The sequence below is a fragment of the Bacteroides uniformis genome (assembly GCF_025147485.1).
GTDB classification, from domain to species: Bacteria; Bacteroidota; Bacteroidia; order Bacteroidales; family Bacteroidaceae; genus Bacteroides; species Bacteroides uniformis.
This window is the reverse complement of record NZ_CP102263.1, coordinates 3,461,450-3,482,540: the sequence shown is the minus strand read 5'-3', so window position 1 is coordinate 3,482,540 and position 21,091 is coordinate 3,461,450. Positions and strand designations below refer to the sequence as shown.

The following is a 21,091-nucleotide window of genomic DNA, read 5'->3' as shown; positions in this document are numbered from 1 at the left end:
CAAATTTACGCATTATTTGTGAACTGCAAACCTTTCCTATGCATTTTCTGTGTTCGTAAACGTGCTTTTTCTATGTTTTTATGTTTTTTCACCTGCCACAGACTACAAAAAGACAAAAAACAGACGGTCTGTCAAGGAAAAACAGACCGTCTGACTAACCAAAACAGATAATCTGTTCACTCCGAACAGACCATTTGTTTATTTACCATTTATAATTGATACCGAAACTGAGCAATTCTTTTACCTGAAAATAGCTGTCCCCTTCCGTCGGCTTGGCACTGTCGTCATAGCGGGCGTGCACATAAAGCTTGGTGGAAAGATAGCGGTTCAGCACAAAGTTCACCGTGTTTTCCCATTCGATACGTGTCCACTCATAACTGGTCTGGAAGTCTAGGCGGGAATCCAGCGTAATGGAAGGAATGATGGTCCACGAAAGTGTAGGCTGTATCTGCGAACCGAAGTTATGCTTCACGCACTTGCCCTCCTCAAGACCGAAACTCACTTCATTCACACCCTTATTCCCCACATAGCGCAGCATGTACGTCAGCGGAGCTATGAAAACGGACAAGCTGAATTTCTGCTTTTTCAACTTGTAGTCCATACCGATACTGCTCGACCAATCTGCCGGAGCAAAGAAAGCGGAAACCAGCTCTTCACTGTTGGCCTTGTAGCCATTGCAGAACTGGGTCTTAAACTCAGTCGTGATGGTATAATACCACTTGGATGCAGCCTGAATACCCAGTTTACTGTACAGCCGGAGTTGGTCGGTACTTACCAGATAGTTATGAAACTCGTCGGAAGGTGCCGAGCTGAAGCCTAGCTTGGCATCGAGCAGATTTTCCCACTGCACCTTCTCACGGTCATTATAGTTGGCAAACAATTGCAGGTTGGCAAGCACGGCGTTAGTGCTCTCGCCTCCCTTGTACCAGTTGTCGGAGATATAGTTCTGTGTAATCTGCAACGAACCGTTTCCACCGGTCACCCACCAGTTGGGCTTGTGGATAATTACGTCGGCTTCCTCCTTCACTCCCACCATATTCTCTTGTGCAAACAGTTTCACGACGGACGGCTTGGAAGAAACCTCCTTCTCTATATTATCCTTGAATATCTTCCCTTTCATCACCTCCTTCTCGGTCATTACAACCAGATTGGGACAATTCACATACGTGTTCAGCAGCGTACGGTCCACCAGTTTGTTGGCTCGGTCCTTTGAGGTGAAACTCAGTGTGTCGAACGGCAACATCTCGCGCGTCAGGGCAGGCACCGTATCAGGCACCTGGAAATGCCAGTCCACCTTGGAAAGGCGTCTCATGGGGGCATAATAATAGGTAAGGGGAAGGAACAACCTATAGTAGTTCGGATTGGAAGGTATATAACGCTCCGGAGTCGTGGGGTCATTCAAATAATCCAGCACTCCGATATACCTTTCATATAATATGGAAACAGTATCCAGCCTGTACCCCATACCTTCCGGTTTCAATTTCAGAATCATGTATTCTTTCATTATATCCGGCAAGGTGTCGGCTTTGGCAGTTGTTTCCTGTCCACTGTTCTTCGAGGCGGTATCCAGCGTATTCTGTGCCATCACCGACGAAGAAATCATCGTAGCAATTAACCAAAATGCAATGTGTCTATTCTTCATAATGCCCTAAAGTCTATGTTTCGAGCGCAAATTTAGCTTAAAATGTTTAGAAAACATAGAAAAGCCATAAGAAAAAGGCAAGAAGGACTTTCTTCGATGAAATCGTATTTTTTAATAATTGTTTCATCGAAACTTTCTCTACTTCCTCTTTTTTTTATAATTTTGCGCTTTTTAAGTTCTACGTGTACTGACGGGAGCAGTGCGCACCCTGAACGACAAGCCGTATAGGCTCTTGGCATTAGATTAAACAATTAATAAAATAATATAGTTGTGGGAGAAACAAAGTATATTTTCGTCACCGGTGGTGTTGCCTCTTCATTAGGTAAAGGTATCATCTCATCCTCCATCGGTAAATTGCTGCAAGCAAGAGGTTACAAGGTAACCATCCAGAAGTTTGACCCGTACATCAACATCGACCCGGGTACACTGAACCCTTATGAACACGGCGAATGCTACGTTACCGTGGATGGCCACGAAGCCGACCTCGATTTGGGCCATTACGAACGCTTCCTGGGCATCCAGACCACCAAGGCCAACAATATCACGACCGGACGCATCTACAAAAGCGTCATCGACAAAGAGCGCCGGGGTGACTATCTGGGAAAGACCATCCAGGTTATTCCCCATATTACAGACGAAATCAAGCGTAATGTAAAACTGCTGGGAAACAAATACAAATTCGACTTTGTTATTACCGAGATTGGCGGTACAGTGGGTGACATCGAGTCTCTGCCCTATCTGGAAAGCATCCGTCAGCTGAAGTGGGAACTGGGGAAAGACGCCTTGTGCGTACACCTTACTTATGTCCCCTACCTGGCTGCTGCCGGTGAACTGAAGACCAAGCCCACCCAGCACTCCGTAAAGGAACTGCAAAGTGCCGGTATCCAACCTGATGTCCTCGTACTGCGTACGGAACACGAGTTGAGTACCACCCTGCGCAAGAAAGTGGCTCTGTTCTGCAATGTGGACGAAAATGCCGTGGTGCAGAGCATCGACGCGCCTACCATCTACGAGGTGCCCATCTTGATGCAGAGCCAGGGACTGGACGTTACCATTTTGAAGAAAATGGGACTTCCCGTCGGCGACACTCCGGGACTGGGACCGTGGCGCGCTTTCCTCGAACGCCGTCACAAAGCCGAAGAGACTGCCCCGCTGCACATCGCATTGGTGGGCAAATATGACTTGCAGGATGCCTACAAGTCCATCCGCGAGGCCCTTTCACAAGCAGGAACCTACAATGACCGCAAGGTATCGGTAGACTTCGTGAACAGTGAAAAGCTGACTGACGAGAATGTGGCAGAAGCCCTGAAAGGCATGGCAGGCGTACTTATCGGTCCAGGCTTCGGCGAACGCGGCGTTGCCGGCAAGTTCGTAGCCATCAAATATGCGCGTACGCACGACATCCCCACCTTCGGTATCTGTCTGGGTATGCAGTGTATCGCCATCGAATTTGCCCGTAACGTACTGGGTTATGCCGATGCCAACTCACGTGAGATGGACGAAAAGACACCGCACAATGTCATCGACATCATGGAAGAGCAGAAGTCCATCACCAATATGGGTGGAACCATGCGTCTGGGTGCCTATGAATGTGTTCTGCAGAAAGGCAGCAAGGCATACGAGGCATACGGTACCGAGCATATCCAGGAGCGTCACCGTCACCGCTACGAGTTCAACAACAGCTTCAAGGAGGCCTACGAAGCAGCAGGCATGAAGTGTGTGGGTATAAACCCCGAATCGGACCTGGTAGAAATTGTCGAAATACCCGCATTGAAGTGGTTTGTCGGTACCCAGTTCCATCCCGAATACAGCAGTACGGTATTGCATCCGCACCCACTGTTCGTAGCATTCGTGAAGGCCGCCATCGAAAATGAAAACGAAAAGAAATAATTTGTAATAAGTAATTTGTAATCAACAAAGAATGGATAAAAATACCATCACAGGTCTTGTTCTGATAGCGATATTGTTAGTAGGTTTCAGCTTTCTGAGCCGTCCCAGCCAGGAGCAGTTGGAAGCACAGCAACGTTACTACGACTCCATAGCCCAGGTGCAACAGCGCGAAGCCGACTTGAAAGCCAAGGCGGAAGCAGCCCTGGCCAACGAAAGCGGAGCGGAAGCAAGCGTTGACTCCACTGCCCTCTTCTTCGACGCCCGTCAAGGAACCAACTCGCAGGTAACCATCCAGAACAACCTGGCAGAAATAACCGTAGATACAAAAGGCGGGCGCATAGCTTCGGCCACGCTGAAGGAATACATGGGACAAGACAAGACGACCCCCGTCACACTGTTCAGCGGCAATGACGCTTCCATGAATTTCCTCTTTTACAACAAGAAAGAGACTATCCAGACGGAAGACTATTATTTCACCGCAGTAAACCGTACGGACAGTACCGTCACCATGCGTTTGTCGGCAGACAGCAACAGCTATATCGACTTTACATATCGCATGCACAATGACACATACCTGATAGACTTTACTATTCAAGCAGTCAATATGGAAGGTAAGCTGGCGGCTACCAACAATTATGTGGACATCGAGTGGTCTCAGCGTGCCCGTCAGATAGAGAAGGGTTACACCTACGAGAACCGTCTGGCTGAACTGACTTACAAAATCACCGGAGAGGGTACCGATTATCTGTCCGCCAACAAGAACGACGAAAAGGAAGTTCCGGAACGCCTGGACTGGATTGCTTTCAAGAACCAGTTCTTCTCTTCAGTATTTTTGGCAGATGCCGACTTTGAAAAGACCAAACTGAGTTCCAAGATGGAGACTCAAGGCAGCGGCTACATTAAGGACTATTCTGCGGAGATGAGCACGAAGTTCGACCCTGCCGGCAAGGAACCTACCCAGCTGTTCTTCTACTTCGGCCCCAATCACTACAAGACCCTGACCGCACTCGACAAGGGGCGTGACGAGAAGTGGGAGCTGAACCGTCTGGTCTATCTGGGCTGGCCGCTCATCCGCTGGATAAACAAATGGTTCACCATCAACATCTTCGACTGGTTGTCCAGTTGGGGGTTGAGCATGGGTATCGTACTGTTGTTCATGACGTTAATCGTAAAAGCTGTGGTATTCCCGGCTACGTGGAAGACCTACATGTCTTCTGCCAAGATGCGCGTACTGAAACCGAAAATCGACGAGATAAACAAGAAGTACCCCAAGCAGGAAGATGCCATGAAGAAGCAGCAGGAAGTGATGGGCCTCTACAGCCAGTACGGAGTCAGTCCGATGGGTGGATGTCTGCCGATGCTGATACAGTTCCCTATCTTGATGGCCTTGTTCATGTTCGTGCCGAGTGCCATTGAACTCCGCCAGCAGAGCTTCTTGTGGGCAGACGATCTTTCCACTTACGATGCGTTCATCAACTTCCCGTTCCATATCCCGTTCCTGGGAAGCCACCTCAGCTTGTTCTGCCTGCTGATGACGGTTACCAACATATTGAACACGAAGTACATGATGCAGCAACAGGATACGGGTGCCAATCCGCAGATGGCTGCCATGAAGTGGATGTCATACCTGATGCCTATCATGTTCCTCTTCATATTGAACGACTATCCTTCGGGATTGAACTATTACTACTTCATCTCTACGTTAGTCAGTGTGGTAACAACGCTCATCATGCGCAAGACAACCAATGAGGAAGCCCTTCTTGCTCAGTTGGAAGCCAACAAGAAAGACCCGAAGAAGATGAAGAAAACCGGTTTCGCCGCTCGTCTGGAAGCCATGCAGAAACAGCAGGAACAGATGATGAAAGAAAAACAGAACAAAAAGTAGTAAGACTACCGTTCAAGATATTCTTTTGCAGAAAGCCGGACAATGACATTTGCCCGGCTTTCTTATCCTTACGCCAATGAAAAAATCACAGACTCTAAATTATGCAGACTAAATACACCTACAAACAAATCTGGCTTATAGCCTACCCCATCCTAATCAGCCTCCTTATGGAGCAACTGATAGGTATGACGGACACCGCCTTCCTCGGACGTGTGGGCGAAGTCGAGCTGGGAGCATCTGCCATCGCCGGTGTCTTCTACATGGTCATCTTCATGGTTGCCTTCGGTTTCAGCATCGGGGCACAGATACTCATTGCCCGGCGCAACGGCGAACAGCAGTATAAGGAAATCGGTGACTTGTTCTATCAGGGCATCTATTTCCAAGTCGGGATGGCGACAGTCATGTTCCTGCTGTCCTATTGCTTCTCGCCGATTATCCTGAAACGCATCGTAGCCTCGGAACATATCTACGAAGCAGCCACCAGCTACCTGCATTGGCGTGTATTCGGTGCCTTCTTCTCGTTCAGCGCAGTCATGTTCCGTGCCTTTTTCTTGGGAACCACCCAGACCAAGACACTGACACTGAACTCCATCGTCATGGTGTTGAGCAATGTCGTATTCAACTATATCCTGATTTTCGGTAAATTCGGTTTTCCTGCACTCGGCATTGCCGGAGCTGCCATCGGCTCCTCATTGGCCGAGCTGGTTTCGCTGTTATTCTTCATCCTCTATACCCGTAGCCGTATCGACTGCTGCAAGTACGGGCTGGACCGTATTCCGAAGTTCCGGCTGGACGTATTGAAACGGATGCTGAACGTCTCTTTCTGGACCATGATACAGAATTTCTTCTCCCTCTCCACCTGGTTCTTGTTCTTCCTTTATGTGGAGCATCTGGGAGAGCGCTCGCTGGCAGTGACCAACATTGTCCGCAACGTGTCCGGCATACTGTTCATGGTACTCATGGCGTTTGCCTCTACCTGCGGGTCACTGGTCAGCAACCTTATCGGTGCAGGCCACTCCGATTGCGTGGCAGGCACTATCCGGCAGCACGTACGCATAGCCTACGTTTTCGTACTTCCGCTGGCATTGCTTTTCGCGCTGTTCCCCAAGCTGATTCTGGGAATTTATACCGACATACCCGACCTGCAGGACGCTGCCGTGCATTCGCTTTGGGTGATGTGCTCCACCTATCTGTTCCTGGTTCCTGCCAATGTCTATTTCCAGGCAGTTTCCGGAACCGGCAATACGCGTACTGCATTGGGCATGGAGCTGGCAACGCTGGTCATCTACACAGCCTATATCACCTACATTATTCTGATTCTGCAACTCGACGTGGCCATCTGCTGGACCTCGGAAATGGTTTATTCCAGCTTTATTCTCATTTTCTGCTGGCTATATATCAAACGTGGGAATTGGCAAGGAAGGAAAATTTAGTATCTTTGCATTGAAATAACTGAAACAAAAAGCATATATGAAACAAGTAAATCTACTACTTATGTCAGCAGCCATGACATTGGCCTCTTGCGGAGGCACAAAAGATGCCGGACAGCAGCAGGACGCAGCAACGCTCATCCAGCGGTCGGACATCAAGATTGAAGGAAAGCGTATGACACCCGAGGCACTCTGGGCGATGGGACGCATCGGCAGTGTGGCCGTATCCCCCGACGAAAAGCAAATTGCCTACACGGTATCCTATTACAGCGTGCCCCAGAACAAGAGTAACAGCGAAGTCTTCGTCATGAATGCCGACGGTAGTGACAATACCCAGATAACGCATGACGCCTGGCAAGAAGGACAGCCCACGTGGTTTAAGGACGGCAAGAAGCTTGCCTTCCTTTGCAACGAAAGCGGCAGCAGCCAGGTATGGGAAATGAATCCCGACGGCAGCGGACGCAAGCAGCTGACTCAATACGAGGGAGACATCGAAGGGTTCTCTTTCTCGCCCGACGGCAAGAAACTCCTTTTCATTGCCCAGGTAAAGACCGTGAAGAGTACGGCAGACAAACATCCGGACCTTCCTAAAGCCACCGGCATCATCGTTACCGACCTGATGTACAAGCATTGGGACGAATGGGTGACTACTGCTCCCCATCCGTTCGTTGCCGATTTCGACGGCAATGCCATCAGCAATGTCACTGATATTCTTGAGGGAGAGCCATACGAAAGCCCGATGAAGCCCTGGGGCGGTATCGAGCAGCTGGCATGGAGCCCGTCTTCTGATAAGGTGGCCTATACATGCCGTAAGAAAACCGGACTGGCGTATGCCATTTCCACCAACTCCGACATTTATATCTACGACCTTGCCTCCAAGGAAACCAAAAACATCACGGAAGAAAACAAGGGATATGATACGAATCCCCAATACTCTCCCGACGGCAAATACATCGCCTGGCAGAGCATGGAGCGTGACGGCTACGAAGCCGACTTGAACCGCTTGTTTATCATGAACCTCGAGACCGGCGAGAAACGTTTTGTAAGCAAAGCTTTCGAATCGAACGTGGACGCCTTCTTGTGGAACAAAGATTCCCGGAGCATCTACTTCATCGGTGTATGGCATGGCGAGACACAGATTTACAACATCGACCTTGTCGGAAACGACAAGCTTACCCAGCTCACCGACGGCATGCACGACTATGCTTCGCTTGCCCTTTGCGGAAACAAGATTATCGCCAAACGCCATTCCATGAGCATGGGCGACGAAATCTATGCCGTAAACAGTGCACGCAACGGCGACGCTTTTGCAGAAGCAGTGCAACTGACCACAGAGAACAAGCAGATTTACGACCAGCTGGAGATGGGTAAAGTGGAAGCCCGCTGGATGAAGACCACCGACGGCAAGCAGATGCTGACCTGGGTGATTTATCCTCCGCAGTTCGACCCTAACAAGAAGTACCCCACCCTCCTCTTCTGTGAAGGTGGTCCTCAGAGTCCCGTCAGCCAGTTCTGGAGCTACCGTTGGAATTTCCAGATTATGGCAGCAAACGATTATATCATTGTAGCTCCCAACCGTCGTGGTCTTCCGGGCTTCGGTGTAGAGTGGAACGAAGCCATCAGCGGTGATTATGGCGGCCAGTGCATGAAGGACTACTTCACTGCCATTGACGAAATGGCCCAGGAACCTTTCGTTGACAAAGACCGCCTGGGTTGCGTAGGTGCCAGCTTCGGAGGTTTTTCCGTATATTGGCTTGCCGGACACCATGACAAACGCTTCAAGGCATTCATCGCACACGACGGTATCTTCAACATGGAAATGCAATATCTGGAAACGGAAGAGAAATGGTTTGCCAACTGGGATATGGGCGGCGCTTATTGGGAAAAGAACAACGCTACGGCACAACGCACTTTTGCCAACTCCCCGCATCTCTTCGTCGACAAATGGGACACCCCTATCCTCTGCATCCACGGAGAGAAGGACTTCCGCATCCTTGCCAACCAGGCAATGGCCGCCTTCGATGCAGCCGTGATGCGTGGCGTTCCTGCCGAACTGCTTATCTATCCGGACGAAAACCACTGGGTGCTGAAGCCTCAAAACGGCGTGCTGTGGCAACGTACCTTCTTTGAATGGCTGGACAAATGGCTGAAGCCGGCTAAGTAAAGCCCCTCAAAAACAATAAAAACAAATAATCCCGGACTCTTTGTCAAGAATCCGGGATTATTTGTTTTTATCGTACACCGCCCGATTCATTTTTTATGACTATAATTTGGGCAGTTCAAATAAAGTCAATACATTTGCTTTATGCACACTCCAAAGAAGTGTAAACAATATGTCCTAATATAACCCGATAAAAGATGAATGAAAATTGGCCTGAGATTGTGGAAACACTGATACCGTATTTTGAAACAAATTCGGTAGAAGGTGACTACCAGCGGGAAATAGAGAACTGCTTGAAATTTCTTGGATGGAAGAAGACCAATGGAACAATGGTATCCCAATATACATTACCGATAGGCAATAGCAACTCCATACGCCCGGACATTGTACTTTGGCGAAAGAACGAGCATGACACACAATCCCCCGTACTCCCTATTGAAATAAAGCGTCCGTCTAATATACGAAATGAAAGACAAGAAAATCAACTGATGTCGTATATGCGCCAGTTGAAACTTAATGTCGGATTATATATAGGAGAAAAGATACAACTTTACTATGACATTCCCAATGATGGAGAGAATCCCATTTGTGTATTTACAGCGGAAATTAAAAAAGAAGATACAAATGGTTCCATCATCTGTGACTTATTGAGCTACGACAAATTCAATCTGGAAAAAATAGAAACATTCTGTAATGAGCAATATAAAAAAATCCAAGCGCGTAATAATCTGCATAGGAGGGTGTCAGAATTCTTATCCGAAGGCAATGGGGTAAAGAATATGATTTCGTTGCTCAAAGACAAGTTTACAGCTGAAGGATTTGAGGAATCCGCCATTAATGAAGAATTTGCCAATCTTACGCTTACAGTACATTACGAAAATAAGAGCATTCTCCCTTCATTACAACTTAAAACGAGGCAAACATCTAAAAACTCACAAAACGACTATAAAGAAAGTGACTCCAAAGACCATACAAAATTCTCATTGGATGGAATCAACTTCTATGTCAAAAGACGTTTTGTATTGGAAGTAATCAAGCACTATATCAAAGACCATCCCAACATAAACTATGTTGAACTGGAAAAAGTCTTTCCATCCAATTTACACAGTAAAGCATTGGGTGTAATACGTACCTTGATAGAAGTCCAAGAAAAAATCAAATCTCATCCCGATTTAAAGAAACGTTACTTTCTTAAGCCTGATGAAGTTATTTTATTGGCAGACGGAACAAAAATTGTTGTCAACAACCAGTGGGGAACATTATTTCCAAGATTTCTTGAAGCAGCAAAGAAACTGTACCAAGTAACCAATGATACGGAAAGCAATACTCCAATATCCCGATTAAAGATTACTTTTGGTAATGGGAAAGTAATTCAAGAAACACAAGCAGCCGAGACTTTCCGGCAATTTGTGATGACAGTAGGTGTGGAACAAGTGCAATCTTTAAATATCAAGGTATGCAAGATTCCTTTGATATCAAACACACTTCATGAGAAATACCAGCGCGCTCAAAAACCATTAGGCAACGGACGGTTTCTTATGACCTGCAGCAATACAAAAACAAAGAAGCGTGATATTGAGCGTATTGCCAAAGCTTTGGGTATTCAGGTGACTGCAGAAATTGTATAATGGAAGACAGTAATTCAAGAGATATGTCTTGAAAAATACTTTTTCATGAAGAGTACGTATATTACGCTCAATAGTAAGATACACCCTATCAAGAAGATATAGCCATACTGTTGGTAATAAATATATCCTACTATTATAAAAGTCTGTATTGTCATATAGGCCAGAGAGACTATGACATGAGGAATCTTCAGCTCATTCGCCATAATCTGATACAGATGTTTGCGATGCGGCAGCCCGATATTCTCATGAAGCATCAGGCGGTGAATGATAGTCAGTACACTATCCACACCATAAACGGATAAAAGGACTATCCAACTGAAATCTTCCGTTTCAATGATGAGCCTGCCTATCAGGAAAAGAAGGATAAAGGCAATGCTCACCGAACCCACATCACCGGCAAAGCATTTGGCACGCTTGCGGAAATTGAAGAAACAGAAAACTAGAACGGAACAGATAACGGTATAGATGAAATCCGCTTCCACAAAAGTAACCACCTCCTTATTGATATAGGCCAACGCAGCAAGAATAACCAGAGAATAACCACCGGTTATGCCGTTAATGCCATCCATAAAGTTGTAGGCATTGATGATACCCGTACAGACTATCAAGGCTATGACTATCCACCACCAGGACAAGGAGAACAGTCCCCACTGATAAAACATCATAGCCATAGCAGAGAAATGAAAAAGCAGCCTTGTCATCTGTCCGGTGGATTTTATATCGTCCACGAAGCTGATGAACGTCACCAGTGTCAAGGCAAGCAGGAAACAAAGATATTCAAAGCCACTCGTCAGGAAATAGGCCAACGCTCCGAAATAGAAAATAATCCCACCACCGCGTAAAGTCACTTTCGTATGGGAACTCCGCTCATTGGGCTTGTCGATGATATTACACCTATCAGCCACCTTAAAATAAAAAAGTTCTGCCAAAAACAGCAGAACCAATATTAACAGATAATACATAACAGTATTTTCCTCTTTAATTTTTAATTATCAATTTTTAATTCTTAACTTTTAATTTGAGAACGATTTTATCGTTCTCACTATCCCCTCCTCTGCCCTCACCGGCATTCTGTCAATTCCCAGGGCAGCCTTTATTTTCGCATTACTCACCACATAATTCTCTGTCAACTTGCGCAGACGCTCTGTATTCAAAGGCAAATGGAGCAGAGTCCCAAGCCGAGCACAGAACTCCATCAGTCCTCTGTTTATCTTCCAGATATGCGGCTTACGCTCCAAAGCCCGACACATCAAAGTTATCAGTTCATTTGTGGACAAGGCTTCGTCATCTCCCATGTGGTAGATACCACTCGCCACCTCCTTGGTCAAAAGACCTTCCACCACGTAGCAGAGATTGTCTATTGAAGTAAAAGACCTTCTGTTCTCAAAAGCCCCTAAAGGCCAGGGAACACCTTTCCTCACCACATTATAAAGAAGATTCAGATTGCCTTTATTGCCGGAACCATGAATCATGCAGGGACGCAGGATATAAACCTGCTTGTCATCATAAGGATTAGCTTTCAATTTCCCATTCTCAACCTTCAACTTGTCAAGGATGTAATTCTCGGCAGCTATCTTACTTTCCCCATAAGGCCCTACCGGAGCAGGCACCACATCTTCAGTCAGCATATCACCCACCACACTGTCTGCAGCGGCTTTCACAGAACTGAAGAATACGAACTTCTTCGCAGACGATTCCAGAAAGAAATCAAATATCTTTTGAGTCAATCCCATATTGATATCAAAATAGGCTTGGGCAGCAGACCGGTTCTTCGTGTCATGGGCTTTACCAGCCAGATGAATAATGGCATCGAATTCAGGAAGATTCCGCATCGGAAAAGAAGCTGGTTCAATATCCTTCCAGGAGAAAGTCTTTACCACCCCCTCCTTTTCAGGAGCAACAATATCCAGCCCGTAAAGGCTATGACGTTCCTTTAGGGCAACAACGAGATTGGAACCCACAAAGCCGTGGATTCCAGTGACGAGTATGTTCATTGAAATATGCTAAAAAATATACTGACCGGAAACGTGGTTATTGGTTATGTATTTGATAAAATAAGTATCTCCGATGACAGAGAAAAAAATATACCACGTTGTATTAGAATTACGTTGGTAAGTGATGTAATACATATCCTTACCATAACGTTCAAAAAAAGCGGGCGCTTTCTTTTTTAATTTAGAATGAATGTTCTGTTGAATATCAGCTATCAGTTCTTCTACATAAGAAATAGCAAAAGGATAAGTACCCAAATACTCCTTCTCAACAAGTATTTTTATAAGCCCATACAAATCCTCCTCTACTTCGGGAGCGAATACGACTCTCATCCAAACAAAGCCTTTATACGAGGGCAAAGCCTATCCAATAATTCTTCACCGGAAATAGCATGCCTAATGTCATCACGTCCTTCCGTAACGATATTCGGATTATTCTCATTACCCGTATATACAACTACCGGTTCACCAACATTCGGCACCATCGGTTCTTGTTCCTTATATGGCTTGTTCTTCTTCATGAATCCAATCTTTCTACAAAGATACCCGGGAATATCAAGATATCCTAATAATTGATTGATAAATATCGTATGTTCATAAAGCTTCAACTAAGTCTACATATTTTTGAGTTACCACATCCTTGGAATATAATCGCTTAATCACCTCTACACCATTTCGACCCAGTAAAGCCAGTTCGCTTTTTGAGACGGAATTCAGCCAGTCCGCCATTTCTCCCACCTTCTTTTCCAAACTCTTCTCTGTAATCAATTTTGCACAGCCATGTTCCTGCAGGAAGTTGATGATAGGCGTATCCTTTCCCGAGCAGACCAATAAAGGCCTACCACATGCCATGATTGTATAAACCTTGGAAGGGAATCCCTGCATCTCCATCTCAGGGTTCATGAAAATAAACTGGATGTCTGAATAGGCAAGAATGGACGGCATCAAACTTCTGGGCTGATAGGGCAAAATATGCACATTATCCAGCTCCAACTCACGTACTTTCTCCTCAAGAACGGGTTTCATGACTCCCTCACCGATTATAAAGTATTCAATGGAAACCCCTTTCGTCTTTTCTGCCAGACAAATTAAGGGCTCCCAATCTTGGGCATAACCAATATTCCCGGCATAAAGTAATTTCAAAGAATCTGTGGCAGGGAAAAAATGGGGATTCAGACATTCTACATTTCCACCTTGAGAATTATACAATTCTGTATCTACAAAATTAGGTATTATACAAAGCTTGGACTTATCCTTAAACCTTCCGGCTATTACATTATAAAAAACCTGGTCTATTGTCGTTACGGCCGTTGAGTTATTATAAACATACCGTTCCATCCTACGTAGCTGTTCTATAACAAGCCCGTCCTTTCGTTTCAAGATGTCAGGATATATTTCCTGCACATTATATATGGTTTTACATCCCTTGATTTTCGCCAGCCAAATGTTTATTACACCGATAGTCAAAGGAGGGGAAGGTGACAGTATGACATCTATATTTCTCTGGAACAAACCAATCAGGAAAGAGATAATATGCCAATAGACAAATCCCAGGACACGCAGAAATGTATTTCTGAATTTCTTCTGGGGTACATGAAGAACTCTGATTCCATGAAAACAGCTTTCTTTACAAATCCCCCAAACCTTCCATTTCAGAGGTTGTACTGCCAGTTGTGATTCCACAACATTGTAATGAGGCGTAGTTGTCAATACCAATACTTCATAACCGTTTTCTTGGAATTTCAGAGCAATATCATTATAAAGATAGGCTGTCGAAACTCCATCCGGACTGAAAATCAGGCTATGTATCAAGATTTTCTTAGGCATGTCTCACCATTATTTTCTCCAAACCATCTTGTTCACCACCCCCGTATAGCTCTGAATCAACTTCACAACCTTGGCCGATACATTCTCATCCGTATAATTGGGCACCGGCAGGCCATCGTCCTCATTCCTATTCATCTCCACGGCAGTATCTACAGCCTGAAGCAAGGATTTCCCATCAATGCCGGCAAGGACAAAGATACCCTTGTCAAGAGCCTCGGGACGCTCCGTACTGGTACGGATGCATACAGCAGGGAAAGGATGCCCCACAGAAGTGAAGAAACTGCTCTCCTCAGGCAGAGTACCGCTGTCACTCACAACGGCATAGGCGTTCATCTGCAGGCAGTTGTAGTCGTGGAAACCGAGAGGTTCATGCTGAATCACACGACTGTCAAGTGCAAAGCCGCTTGATTCCAGACGTTTCCTGCTACGGGGATGACAACTGTAAAGTATGGGCATGTCATATTTCTCGGCCATAGCGTTAACCGCGCTGAAAAGGGACAGGAAGTTCTTCTCCGTGTCAATGTTCTCTTCCCGGTGCGCGGAAAGCAGGATGTATTTACCTTTCTGGAGATGCAACCTCTGATGAATATCGCTAGACTCTATTTCGGACAAATTCTCATGCAGGACTTCCGCCATGGGCGAACCGGTTACGTATGTACGTTCTTTCGCCACGCCCGAAGCGTTCAGGTATCTGCGGGCATGCTCCGAATAGCAGAGGTTCACATCGGAAATGACGTCCACAATACGGCGGTTGGTCTCCTCAGGCAGGCACTCGTCAAAGCAGCGGTTGCCTGCCTCCATATGGAAGATGGGGATATGCAGACGTTTCGCGCCTATCACGCTCAGGCAGGAGTTCGTGTCTCCCAACACCAGCACAGCATCAGGTTTCACCTGCACCATCAGCTTGTAGCTGGCGTTGATAATATTCCCCATCGTGGCACCGAGGTCATCACCGACGGCATCCATATACACATCGGGGGCTTTCAGCTTCAGGTCACGGAAGAAGACACCGTTCAGGTTATAGTCGTAATTCTGGCCGGTGTGGGCCAGAAGACAGTCAAAATAACTGCGGCATTTGTTGATGACAGCCGCCAAGCGGATGATTTCCGGACGGGTGCCCACTATAATCAGAAGTTTCAGTCTGCCGTTCTCCTGAAACCTGACTTGCGAATAATCCAATTTTAGTTCCATCTGTTCCTATATTCTTTAACTCGTTTCAGACTTTTTCAGAATAAGTGTCCGGACGTGCCGGGTCGAAACACTCGTTGCACCACATGAAGGTCACCAGGTCTTCCGTTTCCGAAAGGTTGACGATATTGTGCGTATAGCCGGGAATCATCTCCACGACCTCCATCCTCCCGCCGCTTACCTCGAAGCTGACAACCTCCTCCGTACCTATCTTGCGGAGCTGTATCAGACCGTGTCCGCTCACCACCACAAACTTCTCGTTCTTGGTATGGTGCCAGTGCTGGCCTTTCGTAACGCCCGGCTTGGAGATGTTCACCGAGAACTGCCCGCGGTCGGAAGTACGGATAATCTCCGTAAAACTGCCGCGGTCGTCCACATTCATCTTCAGGGGATAGCTGAACCGTTCTTCAGGCAGGTATGAGAGGTATGTGGAATAGAGTTTCTTTGTAAAGGCATCGCTCAAATCCGGGACGGACAAGGTACCGGGCATTTGCCTGAAAGACCTTATCAGTTCCACAATGCCGCCCAAGGTAATGGTATGTACTACGGGTACTTCGCAATAATCCCCGTTGCGGTGTTCCATGCCGCTCAGGGCAGAGATAAGCTCGTCCACCACATCGTCTATGTAAACCAGGTGCATCACCACCGAAGGGTCGTTCACCCGGATGGGCTGGTCATGGGCGATGTTGTTGCAGAAAGTGGCCACCGCGCTGTTATAGTTGGGGCGGCACCATTTGCCGAAAACATTCGGGAAGCGGTACACCAGTACCTTTGCTCCCGTTTCCCTGGAGTACTCGAACAACAGTTGCTCCCCTGCCCGTTTCGATTCACCGTAAGGGTTGTCGAGTGCGGCCTGCGTGGAAGAGGAAATCATTACCGGACTGGTATTGCCGTGCTTCTTCAATGTATCAAGCAGCGTGGAGGTGAAGCCGAAGTTCCCTTTCATAAACTCAGACGCATCCTGGGGACGGTTCACGCCTGCCAGATTGAAGACAAAGTCAGCTTGTCTGCAATAGACATCCAGTTCGGCAGGGTCACTGTCCATGTCATACTCGTAAATAGTAAGTTCCTCACCTGCAATGCCGTAATTACGGGCTTTCCCGTCACGGATGTTGTGCAGCTGGGATACAAGGTTCCGGCCGACAAACCCTCGGGAGCCGGTCACTAAGATTTTCATAAACTAATGGGTTCTGTTTGTCACAGAAAAGAGAAGATATTCATAGTGAATGACAGAAATCATCCAAACCTATAAAACTTACTTTTGGGAAATTATATTGCTTCAATATATGAAAATGATGATCTTCCGTAACAATAAACTTGGCATTAGCCACAATTGCACAGTCCACAAACTTATTATCATCCGGATCTGATTTTATCAGATTGAAGTTATAATAAGGAGTAAAGAACAAAGTATAAGGATTATTGAGAATGACATCAATCACCAGCTTAGCTATTTCCACACCTGCCAAACGTTCTAATATTTCCTCATATTCATTAAGAATTTCATCAGAAACGCATAACTGATTCGTTCCATCCAAAAAGCAATCCCAAATCTTACGGTACCTGCTTTTGGGAGAAATGCACTGTATCAAGCTATTTGTATCTAATACAATTCTATTCATCTCTTCGGAAGTGTACGGACATCAATTTTTCTCAGTTCATCAAGTTTTTCTTGGTTTAAAACTCCCGAATCCCATAAGTCATTCAAGCGGTCATCTAACTTCTGAGAAAAATATTTGGTCAACACTTCTTTAACTTCATTCAATCGCTCCTCCGAACCATCAAAAGCAAACATCTTCAAAAGATGTTGTTGAACTGAATTTAATACTGTTGCTGCCATATTCTCAATTATTAGTTTCAATATGGCAAAGATAGTTTTTTTTTCTAAAGGAACAATACATTCCCTCTTTCTTTCCTGTTGTATTATTCAAATTAAAGACTTATTCACTCTTGATTTCCGCGCTCTTCGCCTTTTCCTCCATTCCGAGGTCTTCGCGGATGAAGCGGAGTTTCAAAAGAAGCTTTTTCATGCCCTCCACATCCAGGCGGGCAGTGTTATGGCTGTGATAGTCCTCTATACGGGCAATATCCTCATTGCCTTCCGTGAAGAACTTGTCATAGTTCAGATCACGGGTGTCGCAGGGGATGCGGTAGTAGTCGCCCATGTCGACAGCCTTTGCCATCTCTTCGCGGGTTACCAGTGTCTCATACAGTTTCTCGCCGTGGCGCGTGCCGATGGTCTTCACCTCCGTCTCACCGTATTTCGGATCAACCTGCGCGTATGTTTCCTTCAAGGCCTGCGCCAGTACATCCAAGGTGGCGGCAGGAGCCTTCTGCACGAACAGGTCACCGTTATGTCCGTGCTCAAACGCATAGATTACCAGATCCACGGCATCGTCCAGCGTCATCATGAAGCGGGTCATGTTAGGATCCGTTACCGTAATGGGCCTGCCGTTCTTTATCTGCTCCACCCACAAGGGAATTACAGAACCGCGGCTTGCCATCACATTGCCGTAACGGGTACAGCAGATGGTTGTGCCGGCTTCCTCACCCAACGCACGGCCCTTGGCTATGGCAACCTTCTCCATCATGGCCTTGCTGATGCCCATGGCATTGATGGGATAGGCAGCCTTGTCGGTAGAAAGCACTACTACATTCTTTACACCATGCGCTATGGCGGATTCCAGTACATTGTCGGTACCGATCACATTGGTCTGCACAGCCTGCAACGGAAAGAACTCGCAACTGGGAACCTGCTTCAAGGCGGCGGCGGAAAACACATAATCCACTCCCATCATGGCACCGTCCACAGACTGGCGGTCACGGACATTACCAATGTAAAATTTCACTTTCGGATTCTGCAGGTGATGACGCATGTCATCCTGCTTTTTCTCGTCACGGCTAAAGATGCGAATTTCCTTGATATCTGAATCGAGGAAACGACGCAATACGGCGTTACCGAAGGAACCGGTACCGCCAGTGATTAATAAAATTTTGTCTTTGAATATAGACATAACTATTTTAATTTATAATTGCTTTTCCCATTAACTATTATAGCTTCAAAATCATCTTTTCGCCTTTGAATATCATAATATTCTAGAAGATTATCATATGAAGTTATTGGAGTAAAACAAGCTAATTTATTAACCAATTTAAGCAATTCACTATCGAAATCATTATCTATGTCAAACAACAACTGTTCTTTATAAATAGGATTAGCCAAACCACCCTTTCCTGAATGAATTATGATATTATTAGCACATAATGCCTCCAATGCAGCTAAACCAAATCCCTCATACAATGAAAGTTGAAAATAATATTTAGATTGTTTCAAAAGATTAATTTTATCCTCTTCAGACACTTCTCCTTTCAATTCAACTGAGCCTTTCAAATTATATTTATCTATTATTGACCGAACCAAGACTTCTCCTTCTCCTTTTCTGCCTATAATTACAAATCGATAATCAACAAACTCCGGTATTTTTTTCAATTCAGCAAAAATTTGTAAAGCCTTATCCACCCCCTTTCTTACCACATTACCTTCATCTCCCATCCAAACTATAGAAGTAAATATCTTTTCTTTTGGAACATCAGCAATAAAAAGTTTTGTGTTAATAACATGCTCGCTATAACTCAATTTTTTCTTTAATGATGATACCTTAAAGATGTTTTTCAAATCTGATTGCGACACAATTATACAAGAATCAGCCACCCAATAACAAAGTTTAAAAAACAATGCTTGTATTTTATAATTAAAAGCAGATGCATAATCCGAATCCAAAGAGTCAATACCTCCTGTAAAATATGTTTTTTTACCAAAACATTTTGCTAACAATGCAGCAAAAAATGAATATCGATAGAAATAAGAAAACAGAATATCATATTTCCAAAATAAAAGGCTATCGAATATTCGATTAGATAGTAAAACGTCATATCCTAAATCTTTCAATATTGATATATCTATCTGATAGAATTTCTGAGTCTTAAATAACTCAAGTGAATTCACACTCGAATAAAATAAAATTCTTTTCACACCTTAGCTATGTTTTATAAAATTCATTAGTCGACTGGCCTGAATCTCAGAATTTTTATTCTCTAATATAAACCGTTTCGCCTTCTCTCCAAACTCATATAGTTCTGCTTGTGTTTTACTTCCCCATTGTTTTAAAATAGCAGTCAATGTTTCTTGTGAATTATCTGGTAATAGAACAAGGTATTCTTCATATTCTATAGGTAATCCTGGAAGTTTATACATTATAGTTGGAGTACCCGAAGCCATATACTCCATTGTTTTTGATGGAAATGAATATTTGGTATATTCTTCATGCCCTTTACGAGGGTTAACTAACAATGTAGCTTGTTGTTGCATTTCAAAAACATGCTTCTGTTCTACAACTCCCCAATATATTATTCTCTTATCTTTTTTTGCAGCTTCTTCAACAAAGATTCTATCAAGTCCAAATCCACATATCCACAAAACAAATTCTGAATCATCAATATCGTTAAAAGCTTTGATTAAATCTCTAATCCCGAAACGAATGTCTAGCTTGCCTGTATATAAAATAGTTTTTTTCCGCTTTTTCTGAGGAACTATACATACTGGATTATATATTCCTTCTAAGAGTAAGCTGGGACGTAAACCAACATTAAGTTTTTCTCTCATATACTTGGTAAGAAGAACAAAGGAATCAACAGAGGGTACTAATGAATATATTCGTTTAGTTTCCAAATTACCTAAAAAACGGTACAATAAAGAAGTGCTATCTCCAAAATATTCAGGCAAATCCAATACGATACAACAAATTTGAACATTTGGGTACATTTTTTTCAAATCAATAGCAGCTTTCAAATAAGGATAAATCAAAGAATAAACTAAAATTGTTACTTTTTCCTCCCTATTTTTATTAAGCCACAATTTGGCTTCTCTCATAATGGTATGATATATACTGCATTTTTTTAAATATGTGACATTAAAAAAAGATGCATTTACCCCTTTTATTGAAGCATATTCAAACTTAGATTTTGAAAAAAACAAATTGTTACAACGAAATGGGAAACTACCAATATCAGGTACATTCACTATATAATCAGGTCTTATACCACACTCGTTACATCCCGCTAAAAGAGCTTTCTGAAATGTAGTTGCGCTTACTGTAATAACCCCTTTTGTACATTCTTTTATAAATGTAGAAATTGTAGGTTCACAAAAGCAACCTAAATAAAGAACTTTCATCACTTTATATTTTGCAAATATTTATAAAATACTTTTATATGGTACATACGGGCTTCCTTTGGAAGATAAAGAAGCCAAGATGAAAACAAAATAAATCAAGTATAATAATAAAGCATTTCTAGTCGTCCAATAAGAATGTAAAGACTTAGCCAATAAAGGAATTACAAAAACCATAGAGACATAGGGATAATATGTAATTCTTTGTAAAGTTATATT

At 44.5% G+C, this 21,091-nt stretch carries 18 protein-coding genes; 5 read left to right on the top strand and 13 right to left on the bottom strand.

Going from position 1 to position 21,091, the window contains the following annotated elements:
- Positions 1-202 precede the first annotated feature (202 nt).
- Positions 203-1,642: a DUF3078 domain-containing protein gene (locus NQ510_RS13900; protein WP_005829153.1), complete on the bottom strand. Its 1,440-nt coding sequence runs from the start codon at positions 1,640-1,642 to the stop codon at positions 203-205.
- Between the two features lie 270 nt (positions 1,643-1,912).
- On the opposite strand from NQ510_RS13900, the gene NQ510_RS13895 reads away from it, so the two are divergent.
- The 5 genes from NQ510_RS13895 (at position 1,913) to NQ510_RS13875 (ending at position 10,636) form a co-directional block, all read left to right on the top strand.
- Positions 1,913-3,532 (top strand): CTP synthase, encoded by a 1,620-nt coding sequence (locus tag NQ510_RS13895; RefSeq protein WP_005829157.1) that lies wholly within the window; start codon positions 1,913-1,915, stop codon positions 3,530-3,532.
- A gap of 31 nt (positions 3,533-3,563) precedes the next feature.
- Positions 3,564-5,417, top strand: coding sequence for a membrane protein insertase YidC (gene yidC, locus NQ510_RS13890; RefSeq protein WP_005829159.1), 1,854 nt, complete (start codon positions 3,564-3,566; stop codon positions 5,415-5,417).
- A 101-nt stretch (positions 5,418-5,518) separates the two neighbouring features.
- Positions 5,519-6,850, top strand: coding sequence for an MATE family efflux transporter (locus NQ510_RS13885; protein ID WP_005829161.1), 1,332 nt, complete (start codon positions 5,519-5,521; stop codon positions 6,848-6,850).
- Positions 6,851-6,887: 37 nt separating this feature from the next.
- Positions 6,888-9,011, top strand: coding sequence for a dipeptidyl-peptidase 5 (locus NQ510_RS13880; protein ID WP_005829163.1), 2,124 nt, complete (start codon positions 6,888-6,890; stop codon positions 9,009-9,011).
- Between the two features lie 194 nt (positions 9,012-9,205).
- Positions 9,206-10,636 carry a hypothetical protein gene (locus NQ510_RS13875; RefSeq protein ID WP_005829167.1) on the top strand — a complete coding sequence of 477 codons (1,431 nt, stop codon included), beginning with the start codon at positions 9,206-9,208 and terminating at the stop codon, positions 10,634-10,636.
- A 14-nt stretch (positions 10,637-10,650) separates the two neighbouring features.
- Here the strand turns inward: NQ510_RS13875 and NQ510_RS13870 are convergent, their stop codons facing one another.
- The 12 genes from NQ510_RS13870 to NQ510_RS13815 form a co-directional block, all read right to left on the bottom strand.
- Positions 10,651-11,598, bottom strand: a complete 948-nt coding sequence (locus NQ510_RS13870; protein ID WP_005829169.1) for an MraY family glycosyltransferase — start codon at positions 11,596-11,598, stop codon at positions 10,651-10,653.
- Between the two features lie 51 nt (positions 11,599-11,649).
- Positions 11,650-12,630, bottom strand: coding sequence for an NAD-dependent epimerase/dehydratase family protein (locus NQ510_RS13865; protein ID WP_005829171.1), 981 nt, complete (start codon positions 12,628-12,630; stop codon positions 11,650-11,652).
- Positions 12,631-12,639: 9 nt separating this feature from the next.
- A complete protein-coding gene (locus NQ510_RS13860; RefSeq protein ID WP_005829173.1) occupies positions 12,640-12,960 on the bottom strand; it encodes a hypothetical protein in 321 nt (106 codons plus the stop codon).
- Positions 12,957-13,148: a hypothetical protein gene (locus NQ510_RS13855; protein ID WP_005836975.1), complete on the bottom strand. Its 192-nt coding sequence runs from the start codon at positions 13,146-13,148 to the stop codon at positions 12,957-12,959. The genes NQ510_RS13860 and NQ510_RS13855 overlap by 4 nt, the downstream gene beginning before the upstream one ends.
- Positions 13,149-13,221: 73 nt before the next feature.
- Positions 13,222-14,454 carry a glycosyltransferase family 4 protein gene (locus NQ510_RS13850; RefSeq protein ID WP_005829176.1) on the bottom strand — a complete coding sequence of 411 codons (1,233 nt, stop codon included), beginning with the start codon at positions 14,452-14,454 and terminating at the stop codon, positions 13,222-13,224.
- A 9-nt stretch (positions 14,455-14,463) separates the two neighbouring features.
- A complete protein-coding gene (gene wecB, locus NQ510_RS13845; RefSeq protein WP_005829178.1) occupies positions 14,464-15,645 on the bottom strand; it encodes a non-hydrolyzing UDP-N-acetylglucosamine 2-epimerase in 1,182 nt (393 codons plus the stop codon).
- Positions 15,646-15,670: 25 nt separating this feature from the next.
- On the bottom strand, positions 15,671-16,819 hold the full coding sequence (locus tag NQ510_RS13840) for a capsular polysaccharide biosynthesis protein CapF (RefSeq protein ID WP_005829179.1): 1,149 nt from the start codon (positions 16,817-16,819) through the stop codon (positions 15,671-15,673).
- A gap of 40 nt (positions 16,820-16,859) precedes the next feature.
- Entirely contained in the window at positions 16,860-17,264 is a 405-nt protein-coding gene (locus tag NQ510_RS13835; protein ID WP_005829181.1) for a putative toxin-antitoxin system toxin component, PIN family, read from the bottom strand.
- Positions 17,261-17,482 (bottom strand): hypothetical protein, encoded by a 222-nt coding sequence (locus tag NQ510_RS13830; protein ID WP_005829183.1) that lies wholly within the window; start codon positions 17,480-17,482, stop codon positions 17,261-17,263. The genes NQ510_RS13835 and NQ510_RS13830 overlap by 4 nt, the downstream gene beginning before the upstream one ends.
- Positions 17,483-17,582: 100 nt before the next feature.
- Positions 17,583-18,656 carry a polysaccharide biosynthesis protein gene (locus tag NQ510_RS13825; protein WP_005829185.1) on the bottom strand — a complete coding sequence of 358 codons (1,074 nt, stop codon included), beginning with the start codon at positions 18,654-18,656 and terminating at the stop codon, positions 17,583-17,585.
- 2 nt (positions 18,657-18,658) lie between these two features.
- On the bottom strand, positions 18,659-19,675 hold the full coding sequence (locus NQ510_RS13820) for a glycosyltransferase (RefSeq protein ID WP_034525763.1): 1,017 nt from the start codon (positions 19,673-19,675) through the stop codon (positions 18,659-18,661).
- A gap of 3 nt (positions 19,676-19,678) precedes the next feature.
- Positions 19,679-20,875: a glycosyltransferase gene (locus tag NQ510_RS13815; protein WP_005829189.1), complete on the bottom strand. Its 1,197-nt coding sequence runs from the start codon at positions 20,873-20,875 to the stop codon at positions 19,679-19,681.
- Positions 20,876-21,091 lie beyond the last annotated feature (216 nt).